The sequence below is a fragment of the Companilactobacillus miaonis genome (genome assembly GCF_036913615.1).
In the GTDB taxonomy this organism is placed as follows: domain Bacteria; phylum Bacillota; class Bacilli; order Lactobacillales; family Lactobacillaceae; genus Companilactobacillus.
Genome location: NZ_JAYKTX010000006.1, coordinates 135,537 through 154,545, shown reverse-complemented (window position 1 = coordinate 154,545; position 19,009 = coordinate 135,537). Strand labels below are relative to the sequence as shown.

Annotated in this window: 15 protein-coding genes; 12 read left to right on the top strand and 3 right to left on the bottom strand. The window is 34.3% G+C overall.

Features of this window, described 5'->3' with window-relative positions; translation table 11 throughout:
• The first annotated feature begins 21 nt into the window (after positions 1–21).
• The 7 genes from U8521_RS06740 to U8521_RS06710 all read left to right on the top strand — a co-directional run bounded on the left by U8521_RS06740 (position 22) and on the right by U8521_RS06710 (position 9,637).
• Positions 22–357 (top strand): hypothetical protein, encoded by a 336-nt coding sequence (locus tag U8521_RS06740; protein WP_334352262.1) that lies wholly within the window; start codon positions 22–24, stop codon positions 355–357.
• Between the two features lie 554 nt (positions 358–911).
• Positions 912–2,264, top strand: coding sequence for a glycosyltransferase family protein (locus tag U8521_RS06735; RefSeq protein WP_334352261.1), 1,353 nt, complete (start codon positions 912–914; stop codon positions 2,262–2,264).
• Positions 2,265–2,729: 465 nt separating this feature from the next.
• Positions 2,730–4,970, top strand: a complete 2,241-nt coding sequence (gene nrdJ / locus U8521_RS06730; RefSeq protein ID WP_334352260.1) for a ribonucleoside-triphosphate reductase, adenosylcobalamin-dependent — start codon at positions 2,730–2,732, stop codon at positions 4,968–4,970.
• A gap of 249 nt (positions 4,971–5,219) precedes the next feature.
• Positions 5,220–5,642 carry a CopY/TcrY family copper transport repressor gene (locus U8521_RS06725; RefSeq protein WP_334332316.1) on the top strand — a complete coding sequence of 141 codons (423 nt, stop codon included), beginning with the start codon at positions 5,220–5,222 and terminating at the stop codon, positions 5,640–5,642.
• Positions 5,639–7,675 carry a heavy metal translocating P-type ATPase gene (locus tag U8521_RS06720; RefSeq protein ID WP_334352259.1) on the top strand — a complete coding sequence of 679 codons (2,037 nt, stop codon included), beginning with the start codon at positions 5,639–5,641 and terminating at the stop codon, positions 7,673–7,675. Before U8521_RS06725 ends, U8521_RS06720 begins: the two co-directional genes overlap by 4 nt.
• A 309-nt stretch (positions 7,676–7,984) precedes the next feature.
• Positions 7,985–8,212, top strand: coding sequence for a type II toxin-antitoxin system RelB family antitoxin (gene relB / locus U8521_RS06715; RefSeq protein WP_334332318.1), 228 nt, complete (start codon positions 7,985–7,987; stop codon positions 8,210–8,212).
• A 78-nt stretch (positions 8,213–8,290) separates the two neighbouring features.
• Complete coding sequence (locus U8521_RS06710; protein ID WP_334352258.1) at positions 8,291–9,637, top strand: M20/M25/M40 family metallo-hydrolase; 1,347 nt, start codon at positions 8,291–8,293, stop codon at positions 9,635–9,637.
• Between the two features lie 79 nt (positions 9,638–9,716).
• On the opposite strand, the gene U8521_RS06705 is transcribed toward U8521_RS06710, so the two are convergent.
• Both U8521_RS06705 and U8521_RS06700 read right to left on the bottom strand, forming a co-directional pair.
• Positions 9,717–10,712, bottom strand: coding sequence for a HAMP domain-containing histidine kinase (locus U8521_RS06705; RefSeq protein WP_334352257.1), 996 nt, complete (start codon positions 10,710–10,712; stop codon positions 9,717–9,719).
• Between the two features lie 9 nt (positions 10,713–10,721).
• Positions 10,722–11,396 carry a response regulator transcription factor gene (locus tag U8521_RS06700; RefSeq protein WP_334332321.1) on the bottom strand — a complete coding sequence of 225 codons (675 nt, stop codon included), beginning with the start codon at positions 11,394–11,396 and terminating at the stop codon, positions 10,722–10,724.
• 81 nt (positions 11,397–11,477) lie between these two features.
• Here U8521_RS06700 and U8521_RS06695 point away from each other — a divergent pair, with 81 nt between their 5' ends.
• The gene (locus U8521_RS06695) at positions 11,478–12,248 is read left to right on the top strand and encodes an ABC transporter ATP-binding protein (RefSeq protein ID WP_442886133.1); all 771 of its coding nucleotides are present in this window, start codon (positions 11,478–11,480) and stop codon (positions 12,246–12,248) included.
• Entirely contained in the window at positions 12,229–14,223 is a 1,995-nt protein-coding gene (locus U8521_RS06690) for a hypothetical protein (RefSeq protein WP_334352256.1), read from the top strand. Before U8521_RS06695 ends, U8521_RS06690 begins: the two co-directional genes overlap by 20 nt.
• Here the strand turns inward: U8521_RS06690 and U8521_RS06685 are convergent.
• The gene (locus U8521_RS06685; RefSeq protein ID WP_334332324.1) at positions 14,213–14,668 is read right to left on the bottom strand and encodes a hypothetical protein; all 456 of its coding nucleotides are present in this window, start codon (positions 14,666–14,668) and stop codon (positions 14,213–14,215) included. The genes U8521_RS06690 and U8521_RS06685 overlap by 11 nt on opposite strands.
• Positions 14,669–14,710: 42 nt before the next feature.
• Here U8521_RS06685 and U8521_RS06680 point away from each other — a divergent pair, with 42 nt between their 5' ends.
• The 3 genes from U8521_RS06680 (at position 14,711) to U8521_RS06670 (ending at position 18,918) form a co-directional block, all read left to right on the top strand.
• The gene (locus U8521_RS06680; protein WP_334332325.1) at positions 14,711–15,436 is read left to right on the top strand and encodes an MBL fold metallo-hydrolase; all 726 of its coding nucleotides are present in this window, start codon (positions 14,711–14,713) and stop codon (positions 15,434–15,436) included.
• Positions 15,437–15,693: 257 nt separating this feature from the next.
• Entirely contained in the window at positions 15,694–16,092 is a 399-nt protein-coding gene (gene spxA / locus U8521_RS06675) for a transcriptional regulator SpxA (protein WP_010020587.1), read from the top strand.
• 450 nt (positions 16,093–16,542) lie between these two features.
• Entirely contained in the window at positions 16,543–18,918 is a 2,376-nt protein-coding gene (locus tag U8521_RS06670) for a BspA family leucine-rich repeat surface protein (protein ID WP_334352255.1), read from the top strand.
• Positions 18,919–19,009: the final 91 nt, after the last annotated feature.

Genomic DNA, 19,009 nt, shown 5'->3' with positions numbered 1-19,009 from the left:
TAAGTTGAGAGTGGGGGTTGAATGAAAAATAAAGTAATTCGAAATTTTTTAATATTTGTTGTTTTGTGGTTAGCGATTGTTCTTATTAGGAATTTAATCACAGGTCAAAATATATTTAATAACTTTCCTTGGGAAGTTCTCATAATTTTTCCATTAGCGCTGATTAGGACAATGACCAATCTAGGGAAAAAGCCGACTTGGATAATTTATTTAGTCGTTTATTTTATTTTTATGTTGTTGACTAGTGGATATTACAATTGGACATCCCTGATAATTTTTGCTGGCATGTCGGTATTTATGTCCTTTATAACTTATTTCATTGGAGGACAATTTTTAAAGGGAAAACAAATGTCATAATTCTGAAAATAAATTGATGCTAAATTAAAGTATGGGTGCAAATTGTTGTTTGCATCTTTTTTATTTTGTGTTTCTTTATTGATTGGAAATATCAATCAGTTTATAATGAAATCGATTACAAAGTAGTGAATGAGGTTTTTATTGGGGGCATAAATAGGAGTAAAGAAGTTCCTAGAGTCGTTTCAGTCGAAATGATGCCAGATTTTACCATGAAAATTGTTTATGATGATGGCACGATTGAGTGTACCAAGAGTCTTTTTAATCATATTGATATAAAGTAGATTAGGTAATCAAATTTTTTAAGATACTTGTTCTAAAATAAAATAAAATAATTTTTTTAAATCTATCAAATTGCTCTGTAATTTGGTAGTTTTTTTTAAATTATGAAAGCCTTTCAATCAAGACAGATCCATTAATACCGTGCTAAAATTAACTTGTTTAGACAATAATCAATAATAGTTAGGACGGGGATCACTATCTTAAAGATACAAAAGGGAATTAGCCGATTTTTATTACTGGTTTTAGCTATTTTTACTGGTTTAGTCGCAATTTTAATGGTAAAGTACTATTTTCAAAATTTTGCTTTAGTCAATCGAGCCTTTAATTGGACTACTTTAGTTTTGGCTTTTCTGTTAGTAATTGGAGCAGGATTTATTTTAGTGAAAATTGATGATAGCAATCGAAAAATCAATTGGACAATTGTTTTAGGCATGATACTAATTTTCATGATCGTAGCGACGACTTGGATCTTGATGGTACCAAGGACGCAAGTGAGTGACTTTGGAAATTTTTGGAGTCGAGTCCCTGGTGTTTTCAATGGCGATAAATTATATCAGACTGATAATGATTATTTTTCCAGATTTGCTTATCAATCTGGTTATATGGTTTATGTTTTAGGAGTTGTAAAGCTTTTCGGTTATCATATTTTTGCAATTCAATTTTTAAATGTAATTTATCAAGCACTTATCTTGTTGGTAACTTACTTATTAGCTGAAAAAATTTTCAAAAATATCAAGATTGCACGTTTGTCGGTATTAGTTTTAATGATCGACTTAGATTGGTTTGCGTTAAACAGTCAGGCCAGTAATCAATATTTAGGATCGCTGTTTTACTTATTAACTTTTTATTTACTCATGCAGAACAAATTGTGGGCCGATCTATTTTCAGGTGTTACGTTAACGATCGGATGTTTGATTAGACCTATTGGTCCAGTGATCATTGCAGGAATTGTAGTATTTGCGGTCATTTATTTACTGTTTGAAAATGGTAAAATTAATTATCAAAGATTTTTGAAAGTTTTCATTGGTTTAATGATTTACTTTGCGCTCTTTTCGTTAGCAGGATTTGGAATAAAAGCTTCAGGCTTGAATGCTTACGGATTGTCAAATTCTGACACTGAGTGGAAATTTGTGACGGGTCTTAACTATCAGTCTAATGGAACTTATTCTCCAGATATGGACCGTTTAATTGACGCTAGTAAGCCGAGAAAAGTTATGGCTAAAAAAGAAAAGGCAGCCTTACATCAAGAGATTAATTATTTAAATCAGCATAACAAATGGTTGAGTTTATTCATGAATAAACTTGAAGGACTTTGGTCATCACGAACGATGGCTACGAATTTTTCTAGTTACAGTCAAAATCATTCCGCTCAAACAGTTCAAAGGATTGATTACTTAGCTTATCTAGGTTCGATTATTTTGATAGTGTTCTCTTGGATCGGTTCATTAGCATTATTTAAAACCAAATTTAGTAATAGTCTATATTTATTGATCTTACCGTTATTTGCATTTGCGGCAGCACAATTGTTAATTGAAGTACAGGGAAGATACCGGATTGAATTTTTACCGATCATTGCGATTTTAGCCGGAGTCGGTTTGTATAAAATTTTGAGAAAAAAAGAAATTTAAAAAAATAAAACTAGATCATTTTTTAAAATTGGTCTAGTTTTTATTTTGCGATGAGAACCTGTGTTCTGATAAGGTTATCTCAGCTTGTCTAAACATAAATGGTTTAAAAAGAAAATTTTTTGGAATAAATTTTTTTATGTAGCAATCACGTATCTGACAAGGTTTAGGACGAGTCAAGGAAAAAATTTGTTGTTTCCCACTTGCTTTTTTTGAAGAACTTTAAATTTAAAAAACCGTTGCGAAGGTCTTCGATTAGATATTAGAATAGTAATTGCGACTTTGAATTTTTTCGATTTTGGTTAAGACGGATTGGAGAAATTTTTTTAAAAATTGGAATGCCGAAATAGCGGCACGCAAAAACTGTTTTGAAATGTCAATAGAAATAGTTGAGTACTATATATTGTTATTAAAAATAAATCAGGGTACTATATATAGTGTTATCTTTCTTATGTGGAGTGAGTGTTAATGAAAACAATTAAAAAAATTATTTTGTCTGACGACTTTATTGACGAAGTTAAAAATACAATTAAACCCCACTGGGGTGAATTAGGCTGGGTCACCTACAAGAGAACTTATGCTCGTTGGATCCCAGAACTAGGCCGGACCGAAAACTGGTCTGAAACCGTTAAACGTGTGATCGAAGGTAACATCAACCTTGATCCTCGTCTAAAAAATGCTGAAATAACTGATGAACAATATGCCGGATTAGTTAATGAAGCACAAGAATTATACAAATTGGTCTATGGACTTGCTGCAACTCCATCTGGCCGTAATCTTTGGATCTCTGGTACTGATTATCAAGACCGTAACGGGGATGCTTTGAACAATTGCTGGTTCATTGCTGTTAGACCACAAAAGTATGGCGACAGTCATATCGTGCCATCATATTTAAAACAAGATCAATTAGCAGTCTCAATGCCATTTTCATTCATGTTTGACCAATTGATGAAGGGTGGCGGCGTTGGTTTTTCCGTTGTCCCAAGTAATATGAAGTTGATGCCAGTTGTTGACAATAAGGTTGATTTAACTGTCCTTATCGGCAAAGAGAGTGCTTCTTACAAAGAATCTCTTGAAGCTGGTGCAATTGACCGTGATGAATGGGAAAAGACTCACAGCCTAAAAAATACCCGTAATTACGTCTTGCCAGATACTCGTGAAGGTTGGGTGATTGGAAATGCGAATATGATCGATGCCCACTTTAACAGTACCAATGATGGTTTGGATCACGTTGTCCTTGATATCACTAAGATTCGTGCTAAAGGCGAAAAAATCAAAGGCTTCGGTGGAACAGCATCAGGTCCAGTACCATTGATCGAAATGTTCTTTGATATCAACGAAGTTTTGAACAATGCAGTTGGTCGTAAATTGACTTCAGTTGACTGTACTGATATGGGTAACTTGATTGGTAAAACTGTTGTTGCTGGTAATGTTCGTCGTTCCGCAGAACTTGCTTTAGGTGGCGCTACTGATGAAGACTTTATCACGATGAAACAAGACCAAGAAAAACTTTATCATCACCGTTGGGCTTCAAATAACAGTGTGGCTGTTGACTCAAAATTCAACCAATATGCACCGATTGCTGACTCGATCACTCATAATGGTGAACCAGGTATCGTTAACCTTGAATTATCACGTAACTATGGACGTGCTATTGATGGTTATCAACCAGGAATCGATGATGGCGTTGAAGGTACTAACCCATGTGGTGAGATTTCATTGAGTAACGGTGAACCATGTAACTTATTTGAAGTTTTCCCATTGATTGCTCAAGAACAAGGTTGGTCACTAGAAGAGGCCTTCAGACTAGCTGCAAGATATACAAAGCGTGTTACATTCAGTAATTATGACTGGGAAGTATCACGTAATGTTATTCAAAAGAATCGTCGTATCGGTGTTTCAATGTCTGGTATTCAAGACTGGATTTTGACTACATTTGGTAATCGTGTTGTGACTGGTTTTGAAACTGCCACTGATCCTGAAACAGGAAAAGAAATTCAAAAACCTATTTACGATCAACGTGTTGCAGACAAATTTGATGACTTATATCATTCCGTCGTTACAGCTGACAAGGAGTACTCAAAGGAATTAGGATGCAAAGCTTCAGTTAAGCACACAACTGTTAAACCATCAGGTACAGTTGCTAAACTTGCTGGTGTATCCGAAGGTATGCATTTCCATTATGCAGGTTACTTAATTCAAAGAATCAGATTCCAAGATTCAGATCCACTACTACCAGCTTTGAAAGCTTGTGGATACAAGATCGAACCTGATGTCTATACAAAACATACAATGTGCGTTGAGTTCCCAGTTAGAGCTGCTAACGCTGATGATCCTAACTTTGCATCAGCTGGATCAGTTTCAATTGCTGAACAATTTGCTACACAAGCTTTCTTACAAACTTATTGGTCAGACAATGCCGTAAGTTGTACGATCACTTTCCAACCAGAGGAAGGCGACCAAATCGCTGACTTGATGTATCAATACAGAAACGTAACAAAATCAACTTCACTATTGCCATACACTGGTTCAGGCTTCAAGCAAGCTCCTAAGGAACCAATCAATAAGGAAGTTTATCAAGAACGTGAATCTGAAGTTAACGAAAACGTAGCTGAAGTATTCGCAGAACAAACAAATAACCATGATAAAAAAGATATTGAGTTAGTTGACCAATCAGACTGTGCTGGTGGCGCTTGCCCAATTAGATAAATTTATTCAGATTAAAATGACTCTAGGTAATTGATATTGATTATCTAGGGTTATTTTTTTAACTTATGCAAAAAAATATTAAAAAAGTTAAATACTGTATATAATATGAGATATAAAAATATTATATACAGTATTTTTATTTTTTATGAGAATGAAAAAAGCAAATGACTTTACATATTTCGTTTACGGATGTAAACTGTATTTTGTTGAGAAAGATTACAGTTGTAAACCTAAAAGGAGTGTGAAGTTATGAAGGAAATTGAAACGATGAGTAAAGCCGAATGGCAAGTAATGAGGATTATTTGGACATTAGGTCAAGCAACTAGTAAACAAGTTATCGAAGTTTTAGAACGAAAGATGGATTGGAAAGCTGCCACGATTAAGACCCTGATCATTCGTTTACAGAAAAAGGATTTCTTGAAAGCTGATGAGACTAGTCGTCCATTTATATACAAACCATTGATCAGTGAGGACTCGGCTATCAGTCAAAGTGTGAACAATTTATTCGATAATCTGTGCTGTATGAAAAAAGGGTCAGCAATTAAAGAATTAATTGAGAATTCGGAGATTTCTCAAAGTGATATTTCTGGAATAATGCAAGTTTTGCAAGAAAAGCAAAAAACTGCCCCAGAAGAAGTTGAATGTAACTGTTTGGAGGGTGATTTAGTATGAAGGATATGGATGGAATGAAGATGGATCACGATATGTCCGGTATGGATATGTCAAATGACCATATGATGATGCACGGCGGTCATATGATGGACATGGGGGACTTAAAGAAAAAGTTTTGGATTTCGCTTGTTTTAGCAATACCAGTATTTATTTTGTCACCATTCATGGGTTTAAATCTACCTTTCCAAGTTCAGTTTCCAGGTTCTGATTGGATAGTTTTAGTTTTAGCAACAATTTTGTTCTTCTACGGTGGAAAACCATTCATTACTGGAGCTAAAGGAGAACTTGCTTCAAAGCAACCAGCTATGATGACACTGATCACAATGGGAATCAGCGTCGCTTATATTTATAGTTTGTATGCTTTTGTAATGAATAATTTGGTTCATTCTTCGAATCATATTATGGACTTCTTCTGGGAATTAGCTTCACTGATCGTGATCATGTTATTAGGTCACTGGATTGAAATGAAGTCTACCATGAGTGCCGGTAATGCTTTACAAAAGATTGCGACACTTGTTCCTGATCAAGTTCATATGGTTCATGGAAATGAAACGATGGATCATGATATTTCGATGGTCAAAAAAGATGATATCGTTGAGATTCGAGCTGGTGAATCAGTTCCACTTGATGGACATATTGTTAGTGGTAATAGTTATGTCAATGAGTCACTGATCACTGGTGAATCAAAGGCAATTAAAAAGGACGTCGGTAGTAAAGTCGTTGGCGGATCGATCAATGGCGAGGGTACTATCCGGGTAAAAGTCGATAAGACGGCCAATGAAGGATATTTGTCACAGATCAGCAAATTAGTTGCGGATGCACAAAACAATCGTTCGAAGACACAACAATTAGCTGATAAAGTATCTAGTTGGCTCTTCTATGCTGCTTTGTCCGTCGGAATTATTGCTTTTGTTTATTGGCTAATTTTTGGTGACATGAATACGGCTTTGAATCGGTTAGTGGCCGTGTTAGTCATCGCTTGTCCGCACGCTTTAGGGTTGGCTATTCCACTAGTTATGTCACGTAGTACGTCGATTGCTGCCACAAATGGTTTGATCATTCGTGACAATCAAGCAATGGAAAATAGTCGCAAGATCGACTACATTGCAATGGATAAAACCGGAACTTTGACTGAGGGTAAATTTACTGTTAATGGTGTGATCAGTTTGAGTGATTTAACTGAGGATAAATTATTGTCACTCGTTAGCGGTTTAGAGAATGGTTCCAGTCATCCAATTGCAAGTAGCATCGTCAAATATGCTCAAGATAAAAAGATTTCTGCCACAGATTTTACAGATGTTCAGGCTATCAAGGGATACGGAATGAGTGGTTCAATTGATAAAAAGACGTATTATTTAGTCAATTTGAAGTATTTGAAGAAAGAAAATATCCCAGTCGATAATAAGTTAGTAAAAACTTATCTAGATAAAGGTAATACAATTAGTTACTTGGTCACAGACAAAAAAGTACTTGGTTTCATCGCTTTGGGTGATAAGATCAAGAAGAATACAATTGAATTTATCAAGCAACTCAAAGCTAGAAATATCACGCCAATCATGTTGACGGGTGATAATCAAGCAGCCGCAGCCACAATGGCCAAACAAATGGGAATTGAGGAATTCCGGGCTGAACTGTTACCGGAAGATAAGAATAGAGTTATTAAGGATTTGGAATTAGCTGGTCATCACGTCATGATGGTCGGGGATGGTATCAATGATGCTCCAAGTTTGGCAGCTGCCACGATTGGTGTTGCCATTGGGGCCGGAACTGATGTCGCCATCGATTCAGCTGACGTAATTTTGTACAATAGTGATCCTAGCGACATTATTAAGTTCTTAAAATTATCACATAATACATATCGCAAAACAGTTGAGAATCTCTGGTGGGGAGCAGGCTATAATATTGTTGCAATTCCATTAGCAGCTGGTATTCTGGCTGGAGTAGGATTCGTATTAAGTCCTGCTGTTGGTGCGGTAGTAATGTCACTTTCGACAGTAGTCGTTGCCATCAATGCTTTACTACTTAAAATGTAGAATATGAAGTGGAAATATTTGACTAAAAAGAAGCTGTATTAATGCAAGTAGCATTAGTTCAGCTTCTTTTTTACCTGTCATTATAATGGATGTTATAATATCGAAGAAAAGATAAATATTTATTTAAATGTTTTTTGATAATTTATTAGAAATAAAGTATATGGACACAATGTAATCGCTTTTTAGGTAATTTATTTTAAATTATGAGAATAAATTTTATATAATATTTAACTGTGGATAACTTGAATATTGAAAAAAATCATCCACAAGCATAAACTAATAACGAAATTAACAGGTGGTGACGAGAAAATGGCAGTCATTTCTTTTCAATTAGATGATCTTGACGAAAAGATCATTAGAAAATATGCGAAATCAAAACAAATGAGCATTTCGTCTTTTCTTCGTGCAGTAGTTGTTGAGAAAATTGAAGATAACATTGATGATGAACTTTACGAACAAGCTTTATCTGAATCAAAAGATGATTCTTGCGACATAACTCTAGAGGATGTCAAGAAGGTTAAAGAACGTTATCTTTAAAATTGAAATAGTAAGTTCACAGCAGTGGATTTACTATTTTTTTGTTTCCTTTAAAATAGTGTATGAGGAAGCGATAATTTGGAGCAACGGGATGAATTTATAAAAAAGAATCAAGAAAAATTTGAAAATGCTTTTAGAAAATTTATTGGAATAAAAAGTCTCAGTGTCACTGGAGAAAATATCACGGAAGCGGTAGATTTCGTGGTGAATTTGTTGCGTGGTTTAAATGCAGAAGTTCAAGTTATTCAAACAGCTGGGCATCCGATAATTTTAGCCAACTTAAAGGGGAAAACTGACAAAAATATTTTGTTCTATGGTCATTATGATGTTATGTCACCCGGAGATTTAAGGGAGTGGACTAGTGATCCGTTTAGTCTGACCAAACGTCAAGACCGCTTTTTTGCTCGAGGAGCTGGCGACAATAAAGGCCAGTTATTAGCCCAAATATTCGGTGTGTATACATATTTACAGACACATTCACAATTGCCATTTAATGTGACTTTCTTTATTGAAGGCGAAGAAGAACAAGGTAGTCCTAATTTATTAGGGACAGTAAAAAAGTTATCAAAAACAAAGTTAAATTCAATTGATTTGGTAGTCGTTGTAGATGGTTCTGCCAATCCTGATGGGACAAACGTTTTGCGTCTAGGGAATCGTGGTATTTTTGCTTTTGAATTGACTGCTAAAACTGGCCAGCACGATAATCATTCTGGTAGTTTTGGCAATATCATGCAAAATCCAGTTACATTATTAATAAATGAGTTAGATAAAATTTATGACCGTCAAACTGGACACGTTAAAATACCACACTTTTATGATGGAATTGAACCACCTACGAAGCAAGAGCAGAGATGGTTAATGGAGCTTCCGTTTGATAAACAACAAATTTGTCAACAAGCTGGCATTAATGATTTGCCAATGGACCAAGAAACTTATTATCAAAAATTGATGTTTGAACCGAGTTTCAATATCTTTAGTATGAAGGCTGGATATATGGGACAAGGTGTGAAAACTAGCATCCCTCACCAAGCAAGTTTAAAAGTAGACTGTCGATTAGTTGACGCCCAAGATATTGCTACAATCAAGGCCAATCTATTGAAAGTTTATCGTACAGAAATAGATCGAAATAATTTGGACGTAAAAATTATTGGTGAATTAGCACCAGAAAAGACGGTTGCTAAAGCGTCACAAATAGCATGGTTAAAAAAAGCTATCAAACAAGCTACTGGAAAAGTTTATATTGAACCCGTCATGCCAGGCTCTGTTCCAAACTATGTTTGGAAAAATGCTTTAAATGTACCAGTCTTTACAATTCCATATGCCAATGCAGATGAACATAATCATGATATTGATGAAAATATTACTATTAAAAATTTTTACAATGGCATTCGAATTAGTTATGAAATTCTAAATTGTGCTAATTAAAAAAGCATCTATCTTCTTAATTGCGTAAGACTATTGTTAAGTCAGCGCATTGTGGAAAATAGGTGCTATTATTTTAAAATTAATTATTGTAATAAGGTAAATCTAGAAAGGTAATAGTAAATTCAGTTCCGTGATCTTTTTCAGATTTAACTGAGATTTTGTGACCTAGTTTATCAATCATTTTTTTAACTAAATACAACCCCATACCAGTCGACTTACTGCCAGATTTTCGGCCGTTTTCACCGGTAAAGCCCTTGTTAAAAATTCGGCTGATATCTTGGTTCGAGATACCGATTCCAGTATCTTTAATGTGTAATTCAATGTTATTATCTTTTTCAGTCGTGAAAATTGTGATTTTGCCATTATGTGGAGTGTATTTTAAACTATTTGATAAAATTTGATTAATGATAAAGCTCAACCATTTTTCGTCCGTTAAAATTTTTTTATCAGAAATATCAAGACTAATACCGATTCGTTTATTGATAAAGAGTCGTTTATTAGTTCTGATCGATGACTTAACAATGTTATTTAAATCTTGTTCTTGAATTAAATAATCATTAGAAAAATTATTTAATCTGGCAAAGTACAAAGCTTGATCGACTAAATAATCAATTTGATCGATTTCTTCGGCAACTAGTTCTTTATCGAGATCATTGTCTTTGGCAAGCTTCAGAGCTGACAATGGAACTTTAATGTCGTGAACCCAAGATTCGGTATACTCGCGTTGATCTTTTTGATTTTGATAAAGTTCAGTCAGTTCATTGCGATACTCTAAAGAAATATTGTTAATTTTAGACTGAATAAATTGTTGCTCGTTATTATTAGCTCCAACCAGTTCCTTTGAGAGATCATTTTGATATGCCTCTAGTTGTTTGTACCAATCTTTTTTATGGTGGTAGGAAAGAAATAAGTTAGCCACTAAAAAAATTACCGCTAAAAACCAAGTATAGATTAAAGTACCAGTGTAGAAATGGACATTAGGATCTAAAAAGAGCACTAGTTCAACGAAAGTCATCCCGAATAAAACAATTAAAATTGAGTAAACATGGTCTTTCAAATATTTAAAAAATGTCATAATTAACCTCTACGGAATAATATATCCTTGACCAACTTTGGTAACGATATAATTTTGTAAACCATACTTTTCAATTTTGCCACGTAAACGATTGATGTTAACAGTCAAAGTATTGTCATCAACGAAACGCTCATCGTCCCACATGAAATTCAATAATTGCTCTCTGGTAACAATTTTTCCCTGGTCTTTTAACAAACGTTGTAAAAGTTTATATTCATTTTTAGATAAATCAATTTTGTTATCACCGATTTCAACTGAACCACTCGACAGATTCAACTTTAAACCGTTGTGTTCGATCACGTCATTGGTACTCTTAGTGAAGTCATAAGTTCGACGCAAGAGCGCATTAATTTTAGCGACTAAGATATCGATGGAAAATGGCTTTTCAACGAAGTCATCAGCTCCCATATTCATCGCCATAATTTGGTCCATATTGGAATTTCTAGATGAAATGATGATGATCGGAATTTTAGAAATTTTTCTGATTTCTTGATTCCAATAATAACCATCATAGACTGGAAGATTAATATCTAGTAAAACTAGATCGGGTGCATAGTCATTGAATTGGTCAATGATGTTGTTAAAGTCTTTAGTAATGTAAGAGTCGATTTGCCATTTGGCAAGATTTTCACTGATTAACTTGGAGATGGATGGATCATCTTCAATAATCATAATTTTGGACATATTAAAATTCCCTCCGTGCTAGAATATAGACACTACGTATATAATATGATAACAATATTTTTTAATTTTGGAGAAGTTAGATTGCAAATAATCGTAAAGAATATCTCAAAGGATTTTGGAAAAAAGAAAAATGCCGTTCATGCCATCAAAGATATTAGTTTAGAAGTTGATCATGGAGAATTTTTAGGCATCATGGGTCCATCTGGAGCTGGAAAAACGACCCTGTTGAATATGATCTCGACTAATGAACGACCTGATCATGGTCAGATAATCATTGATGACTTGGATATTACCCAACTGCACGATCGAGCTCAAACTAAATTCCGTCGAAATAAAATGGGGTTTATTTATCAGAGCTTCGAATTGCTTGATTCCTTAAATGTTAAGGAAAATGTCATTTTACCTTTGGCCTTAAATCACTCGCACAAAAAATTAATTGAAGAACGCTTTAATTATATGATGAATCTTTTAAATATAAAAAAATTATCCGAGCGAAATATTGATGAACTGTCACTCGGACAAAGGCAGATCGTAGCTGCCGCTCGGGCATTGATCAACAGCCCAGAAATTTTATTTGCGGATGAGCCAACGGGAAGTCTTGATTCAAAATCAGCCACGATTTTATTAAATTACATGCAACTAGTTAATCAAAGGGAAAAAACAACCATTTTGATGGCTACTCACGATGCCTTTACAGCTAGTTATTGTAGTCGTGTAGTTTTCATCAAAGATGGTGTAGTTTTCTCTGAGGTCGTCAATCCTGGTGACCGTGACAAGTTCTTTGAACAAATCATCAATATGCAACGAACAATTGGGGGAGGTAACTACTTCAATGTATCGCAAAATTATTAAGCGCTCACTCTACAATATGCGTGACAGTTATTTAATATATATTTTGGCTTGCGCTTTTGCCATTGGAATTTATGGAACATTGGTTTCTTTGGGTAGCAATCCTTCAATTAAGCATGCCATTCCTCTATGGAAATCTTTACTAGGCGATATTTCAATCATGATGAGTTGGCTCTTTGCTTTTTGTGCCTGGCTCTACATGGTTTATGTGGGTGGCTTTTTCGTAAAACAGCAGCACCAAGAATTCATGACCTTTGAGAAATTGGGGATGCAGCGTTGGATCATAATCGCGATTAGTTTTTTACAAACAGCAGTCGTACAATTATTTGCTTGGATAATTGGTTTGTGTGGAACAGTAGTCTTTCAAAAATTCTTAGGAATGATGCTGTTTTATTTAATGAATTTGAAAGTTAATTTTTTAATGCATATTGACCTGAGTGATGTTACTTTTTTAATGAAAATTTTTATCTATTCGACATTAGTCTTTAGTAGTATCAATGCTTTTAAAACAATGCGAATTTTGCAAAAGGGTAAAAAACGTAAAGTTTTTAAAATTCGTTGGTGGATTAGAATTCCGGCTGGCTTATTCGGAGTCATTTTATTAGTTGCGGCTCAATTCTGGGCAGTTCAGTTGGTTTATGATATTAGTTCAGTCAGTTATTCGCCCAAGCCAGCAGCAGAGATTTCTTTTATTTTAGTTGCCGATGTCTTTGGGACGTACTTAGTTTATTATGGCTTCTTGCCGACAATTTTGAATTTTTTCCAAAGAAATCGTTCGGTTGCTTATTCTGGAATCAATCTTTTTTCATTTAAGTATTTAAAAGAGCGCTTATTTCAAAATATCTCAACTCTCTGGTTTGTGACAGAATTATCAGCCATGGCGCTAGTTTTGTTGACTTTTTGTTACTATGGGTATCAAACCGTTCACCGAAATTACAATACGATTTATCCATTTGAGTTATCTGCTGATCAAAATACGGTTAAATTGATCCGGAAAGAATTGAAGCAGAGTAATGCTAAAATAGTCGATACATATCACAGTGACGTGAAAATAAGTTTGGTGTCATATTACAAATCAAGTAGCGAGGATTTTGTTAAACAGCCAATGACCTTTATGTCATATTCGAGTTATATGGCTTTGCCCAAAAGAATTCGCAAATGGAATTCGAAAATTAAGCCTAACGAATTTCTAAAAATTGATTACAATTCGGGTTATTTGGATAATAAGTTTTCAAAAGTTCATGACATCGAAGTCAAAGGTGCACCTTTGATAGCCACTGCTAAAACAGGTGACTCGTTCCCTTATGGTTCGTCGTTGCATTATGGATCAATGATGATTGTTCCTGATAAGTATTACGAGAGATTACCAGCTGAAATCAGTGATAAACTATATGGCTGGAAATTTAAGAAGGGAGATCGTTTAAGCGCAAAACAACTACGTAAACTGGATAAGTATCGGGGTGATTACTATATTAAAGTTAACGCCCATTCCTCTTTGGAGAATTCAACGATTGAAATCAGTGGGGAAGCTCCGAAAAATTATAAAGAAGAAATTTATGCTCAAACAGGATTTATGCGTCAAGGTGGCTTGAAGCAACGCTTAAATCAAGGTGGTGGCTTCTTCTTCTTTATTGTGTCACTTTTTAGTGTAGCCTTGTTGATTGCTCTAGGTAGTGTTCTAACGCTGCGAATTTTATTACGGGATGATTATCAATCTAGACAATTGCGAATCTTACAAAAGATTGGTGTTGAAGAACGTGAGATTCAGAAGATTGTTTGGAAGGAAAATGCCTTAACATTTTTGATTCCACTGGTTTTTGCTTTAATGCAAGCTATTGGTTGTAGTATTTCTTTTTCTCAAAAGGTATCAAAAAATTTGATCTTAATTTATGGTGGCTATATAGCTATGTATTGTCTCTTTGGTTTTGCCAGTTATCAAATTTCTTGGCACGGTATTAAGAAAAAATTTAGTCTGTGAGAACTGAATAACTTTTAGTAAAGAAGCCAAAATCTTCTTCGTCACTCCCTTGAATCTGGGTCTGAACTTCTAATTGCAGTTGTTTGTTCCATTCTTTGATCTGTTTATCAGTTCCAAATGTTTTAATAATTAAATATTCCCTTGGACTATCACTTTTTTGATAGATAGCTGTTGCGGTAGAATTAAAGGAGTATTGATGGGGACTAAACAATTTATTCTCAAAAAGTTTGGCTTGATCAGGATTGAATTTCAGATAAGTCAAGGAATATAACTTATTGAGTGGATCGTAGAAACCGTTGATATTACGGTATTGCGCAAATACGGATAATTTTTTTATTAAAAGATGGTCTGCATTAGTACTGAATAAGGGTTTTAATAAAGTATCAGCAGAAGTTTGCTGACTCTTTAAAAATAGATATGTACCTAGCTTTAATGTTATGTTCATAATTATTGAAATCCTTTCAATTAAATTTTTTGGAGGTTTTCTATGTTAGTTACGGTTTTAGGTTTTTACGGAGGGTATCCATACAATGGTATCGGTACGTCTGGATACTTATTGCGAAATGACGACAAGAACTTGTTGATCGATTGTGGTAGCGGTGTTTTAAACTCGCTAGCAAGTTACATGAAACCAACAGATTTGGATGCCGTGGTTCTTTCGCACTATCACCATGATCATACAGCAGATGTTGGCGTTTTACAGTATAATTGGCTCGCAGCCAAAAAAGAAAACCCACTTCCTATTTATGGTCATACGCAAGATTTTGTCAACTTTGCACAACTGACAGAGCCAAATGCAACGCAAGGAATTGCTTACAACGATTATGAACCATCTCAAATCGAAGGCTTGAAATTCGAATTCATGAGAACGGTTCATCCGGTTCCAGCGTATGCAATGCGAATCACTAATAGTGATGGTAAGGTTATCGTCTATACTGCTGATACGACTTACTTTGATGGCTTGGTTGATTTTAGTCGTGACGCTGATTTATTAATTGCTGATACTAATTTTCCAGAAGATGTTACTGGCAGAAAGTGGCATTTGAACACGAAAGAAGCTGGAACTTTAGCTAAGGATGCTCAAGTTAAAAGATTAATGATCAGTCATTTACCACAGACGGTTGATGTCGAAGTTATGTTAAATCAGTCACAAAAATATGCCGGTGATATTCCAGTAGTTCATGCTTTCCAGGGACTAGAAATTGAAGTGTAATGGCTTGAAATAAGGACTTCACTTTCAATGAAAGTGATATAAATTCTAACTAATAGGATAAATAAGCATGTTGTTATTTTGCTTGTGAATAATTTACATAAATAGCCATTTGTCGGGTACGTGTTTTCACAATATTATTAGTTTCGAACAAATATTCGTGATTTTTTTGTGAAAAGTGTAGATTTTACACTTACATTAAGTTACAATAGTTATGTGTTTAAAGAGTTTGATACTACACAGGAAAGGAGAGATTATATATGGTTACCATTTATACATCTCCAAGTTGCACATCATGTCGTAAAGCTAAGGCTTGGCTTGAACAACATGACATTCCTTACAAAGAAAGAAACATTTACTCAGAACCTTTAAATAAGCAAGAAATTAAACAAGTTTTACAAATGACAGAGAACGGTACTGAAGAAATTATTTCAACACGTTCAAAGGCATTCCAAAACTTAAAGGTTAATTTGGATGATTTAACAATTGATCAATTGTTAGATTTAGTTCAAACAAACCCTGGTTTACTAAAACGTCCAATCATCATGGATGACAAACGTCTTCAAGTTGGCTTCAATGAAGATGAAATTAGAAGATTCTTGCCAAGAAGTGTCAGAACTATGGAACTTCAAAAGGCTCAATTAATGGCTGGATTATAAAATATAAGCAGATCACTTTCTTTTTCGGAGGGTGGTCTTTTTTTTTGCTTTTTTTTGGGATGTTTGGTTAAGTATGTTGCTCCGGTGCTGAATGGAGAATCTATGGTTTGGTTATTTTCCATTCTTTTAGAAATAGATGTTCTATTGGAATTAACCTATGTTCTTATTTTTATGGAATTGGACTTTTGAGTTAGTGTCACGCTATTTTGGAAAACAGCTTTTGGAAAGAGAACAGCATTATTCTCTTTAGTGATGGAGTGTTGTGTACCGATTCTACACAAAAAAATTTAATGGTATTTATTTGCCAAATTATAGAACTTACATCCCTCTGAAATAAAAATTTTTTTAGAAATATAATCAAAAAGAAATAAAATATTTTATTAAAATTAAGTCTGTTTAGACAAATAAATGTTGTATTATTTGGTAAAAATACAATAGGGGTTGGGTAAAATGTTTTTCTTAAGAGGATTTAATAAAAAACGCATCAAGCCACTTTTTAGGATCTTCTTTGGAGTGCAATTTTTTGGTCTTCTACTTGGTGGACGTGGTGTCGTAAAGGCTGATTCGACGACTAGCTTGGATGCCTTTGTTCAAAGCAATATTGTGGAAAACAATTCTTTATCAACTCTTTCAATTGCTAGTGGCACATTTGGAACGTGTGATTGGGATATTGATTCTAACGGCCAACTTACCATTTATGCCGGTGAATTGGGAGTTGGAATTGGTAACTGGAAGGATTTTTCTAAATCAATCACTAGTGTAGTTGTCGAACCTGGAGTTAAAGCTAATCAAAATTCCAATAATTTATTTTATGATTTGACGCAAGCTACGACGATTGATGTTACTAATCTTGATACTTCAGAAGTTACTGATTTTTCTAATATGTTTGCTTTTAGTACTATCAATACTAGTAAGTTGCAGGAAATAATTGGTATTGAGAATCTAGATACTTCTGCAGCGACGAATCTTTCCAATATGTTTTTTAAAGCGACGAATTTAGCAGGGAATTTGGATGTTTCCAACTTTAAAACGGAAAATGTTACCAATATGTCGGGAATGTTTTATAATGTTCCAGCCAATATAGTTGGTTTAAAAAATTTTAATACTAGTCAAGTTAATGATTTAGATAGTATGTTTAGTTATTCCTCTCTAGTCACGACGGCTGATATTGCGGACTGGGATGTCTCGAAAGTGACTGATTTTAGCAATCTTTTTTATTCTTCTAAAACGTTGAGTGATGTTGATCTATCCAAATGGAATCCGGAAAATGCGACAGATATTAGTTATTTATTTCGTTATTGTACTAAAATAAGTTCTCTTAAAGGATTAGAAAATTGGGATATTAGTAACGTGAAAAACATGTCTTTCACTTTCGGAAATATGAATTTATCTGAATTTCCTGAAATTGTTAATTGGGACACTTCTAACGTTACTGATATGTCAGGTACTTTTTCTGGTTTATCTAATGTGACTAGTTTGGATTTATCTAAATGGAATACTTCCAATGTTACGACTATGTCTAATATGTTTCAGAATGATGGTAATTTAAATGAAGTTGTAGGCTTGAGCGATTTTAATACTGAGAAAGTTCAAATTACTGAACAAATGTTTCTGGGATGCGCATTTGATAATCTTGATTTAAGCAATTGGAATACGTCTAGTCTAAAAAGAACAGCCGGTATGTTTTCTGGATGTACAAAATTGGAAACTTTATTAGAAAATTTTGATACTTCTAAAGTGAATAATATGGACAGAATGTTTTATAATACTAAACTCTTAGATTTCAAAATTACAAATCTATCTAATTGGGACACTTCCAGTGTTACATCAATGTCGCAGATGTTTTTTCAAAATACCTTTACAGATATAGATTTTGTTAAAAATTGGAACGTTTCAGCAGTAGAAAATTTCAGTTCAATGTTTGCCAGTTGTTCTAAATTAGTGAGTTGTGATCTATCAGGTTGGAAAACTAGTAGTGCTAAAAATCTTTCGAAAATGTTTCTCGGTAACTCTAATTTGGTCGATGCTGATATTTGGGATTTTGATACTTCAAATGTAACCAATGTTTCGGAAATGTTAAAAGGTGTTTCTAAAATTACATCTTATGATCTATCTAATTGGGATATGAGAAAAGTAACTAATACAGACTCGTTTAGTTCTGGAAGTCCTAATATTTGGAAAATAGCTCTTGGTAGTAATTCCTTTATCACTGAAGATATGAATTTTCCTGAGGCTGATGCCGGTCTAGCTATCCCTGGCAGTGGTGGTAATATTTCAATCAGTGACCGTTGGCAAAATGTGGATTTTTCAAAAGGTGGTACTGATTTTAATCCACTTGGAAATTTACTGTTGACCACTAGCGATTTGATTGCTGACTATTCGACCCCAGGACACGAGGCGCAAACTTTTGTTAGACAGCAACAACCATATGAGAGCCTGACTTTAGAAGTGCCAGACGTTGATTTCGGATTTGTTACACCATTTTCTGGCGTGATTTCTCGAAAAGATACTATGCAAATAAAAATTGAGAATAATTCTTACCCGCTAAAGACCTATCACGCATATTTAACTCTGCAGATGGCGACACCGTTTACTAACGATGAAGGTTCGGTTTTAAATGATGCGATAATCTTTCGAAATGAATACAATCAAGATACTAAAATTTCCAATGAACCGAATGTTGTCTCGATTGGTGATTTTCCAACTGGCGAAAGTACCTTAGAGTGGGATAAGAATAAAGGTCTATTGTTAAACATGCATGGACAAGCGGTGCAACGGGGGACATATTCTACTTCACTGAAGTGGTCTTTAGTAGATAGTCTGTAAAAACAAGTCATTATTTTTGACTAACATTTCTGTATTTAGTATATTAATTCAATGGCTAAAATTATCGATATATGATAGTTGAAATAGTTTT

Coding starts and splice junctions, on each gene's coding strand:
- U8521_RS06670 (WP_334352255.1), top strand. CDS start 16,543: ATGTTTTTCTTAAGAGGATTTAATAAAAAACGCATCAAGCCACTTTTT.
- U8521_RS06725 (WP_334332316.1), top strand. CDS start 5,220: ATGAAGGAAATTGAAACGATGAGTAAAGCCGAATGGCAAGTAATGAGG.
- U8521_RS06740 (WP_334352262.1), top strand. CDS start 22: ATGAAAAATAAAGTAATTCGAAATTTTTTAATATTTGTTGTTTTGTGG.
- relB (WP_334332318.1), top strand. CDS start 7,985: ATGGCAGTCATTTCTTTTCAATTAGATGATCTTGACGAAAAGATCATT.
- nrdJ (WP_334352260.1), top strand. CDS start 2,730: ATGAAAACAATTAAAAAAATTATTTTGTCTGACGACTTTATTGACGAA.
- U8521_RS06685 (WP_334332324.1), bottom strand. CDS start 14,668: ATGAACATAACATTAAAGCTAGGTACATATCTATTTTTAAAGAGTCAG.
- U8521_RS06690 (WP_334352256.1), top strand. CDS start 12,229: ATGTATCGCAAAATTATTAAGCGCTCACTCTACAATATGCGTGACAGT.
- spxA (WP_010020587.1), top strand. CDS start 15,694: ATGGTTACCATTTATACATCTCCAAGTTGCACATCATGTCGTAAAGCT.
- U8521_RS06720 (WP_334352259.1), top strand. CDS start 5,639: ATGAAGGATATGGATGGAATGAAGATGGATCACGATATGTCCGGTATG.
- U8521_RS06700 (WP_334332321.1), bottom strand. CDS start 11,396: ATGTCCAAAATTATGATTATTGAAGATGATCCATCCATCTCCAAGTTA.
- U8521_RS06680 (WP_334332325.1), top strand. CDS start 14,711: ATGTTAGTTACGGTTTTAGGTTTTTACGGAGGGTATCCATACAATGGT.
- U8521_RS06735 (WP_334352261.1), top strand. CDS start 912: ATGGTAAAGTACTATTTTCAAAATTTTGCTTTAGTCAATCGAGCCTTT.
- U8521_RS06705 (WP_334352257.1), bottom strand. CDS start 10,712: ATGACATTTTTTAAATATTTGAAAGACCATGTTTACTCAATTTTAATT.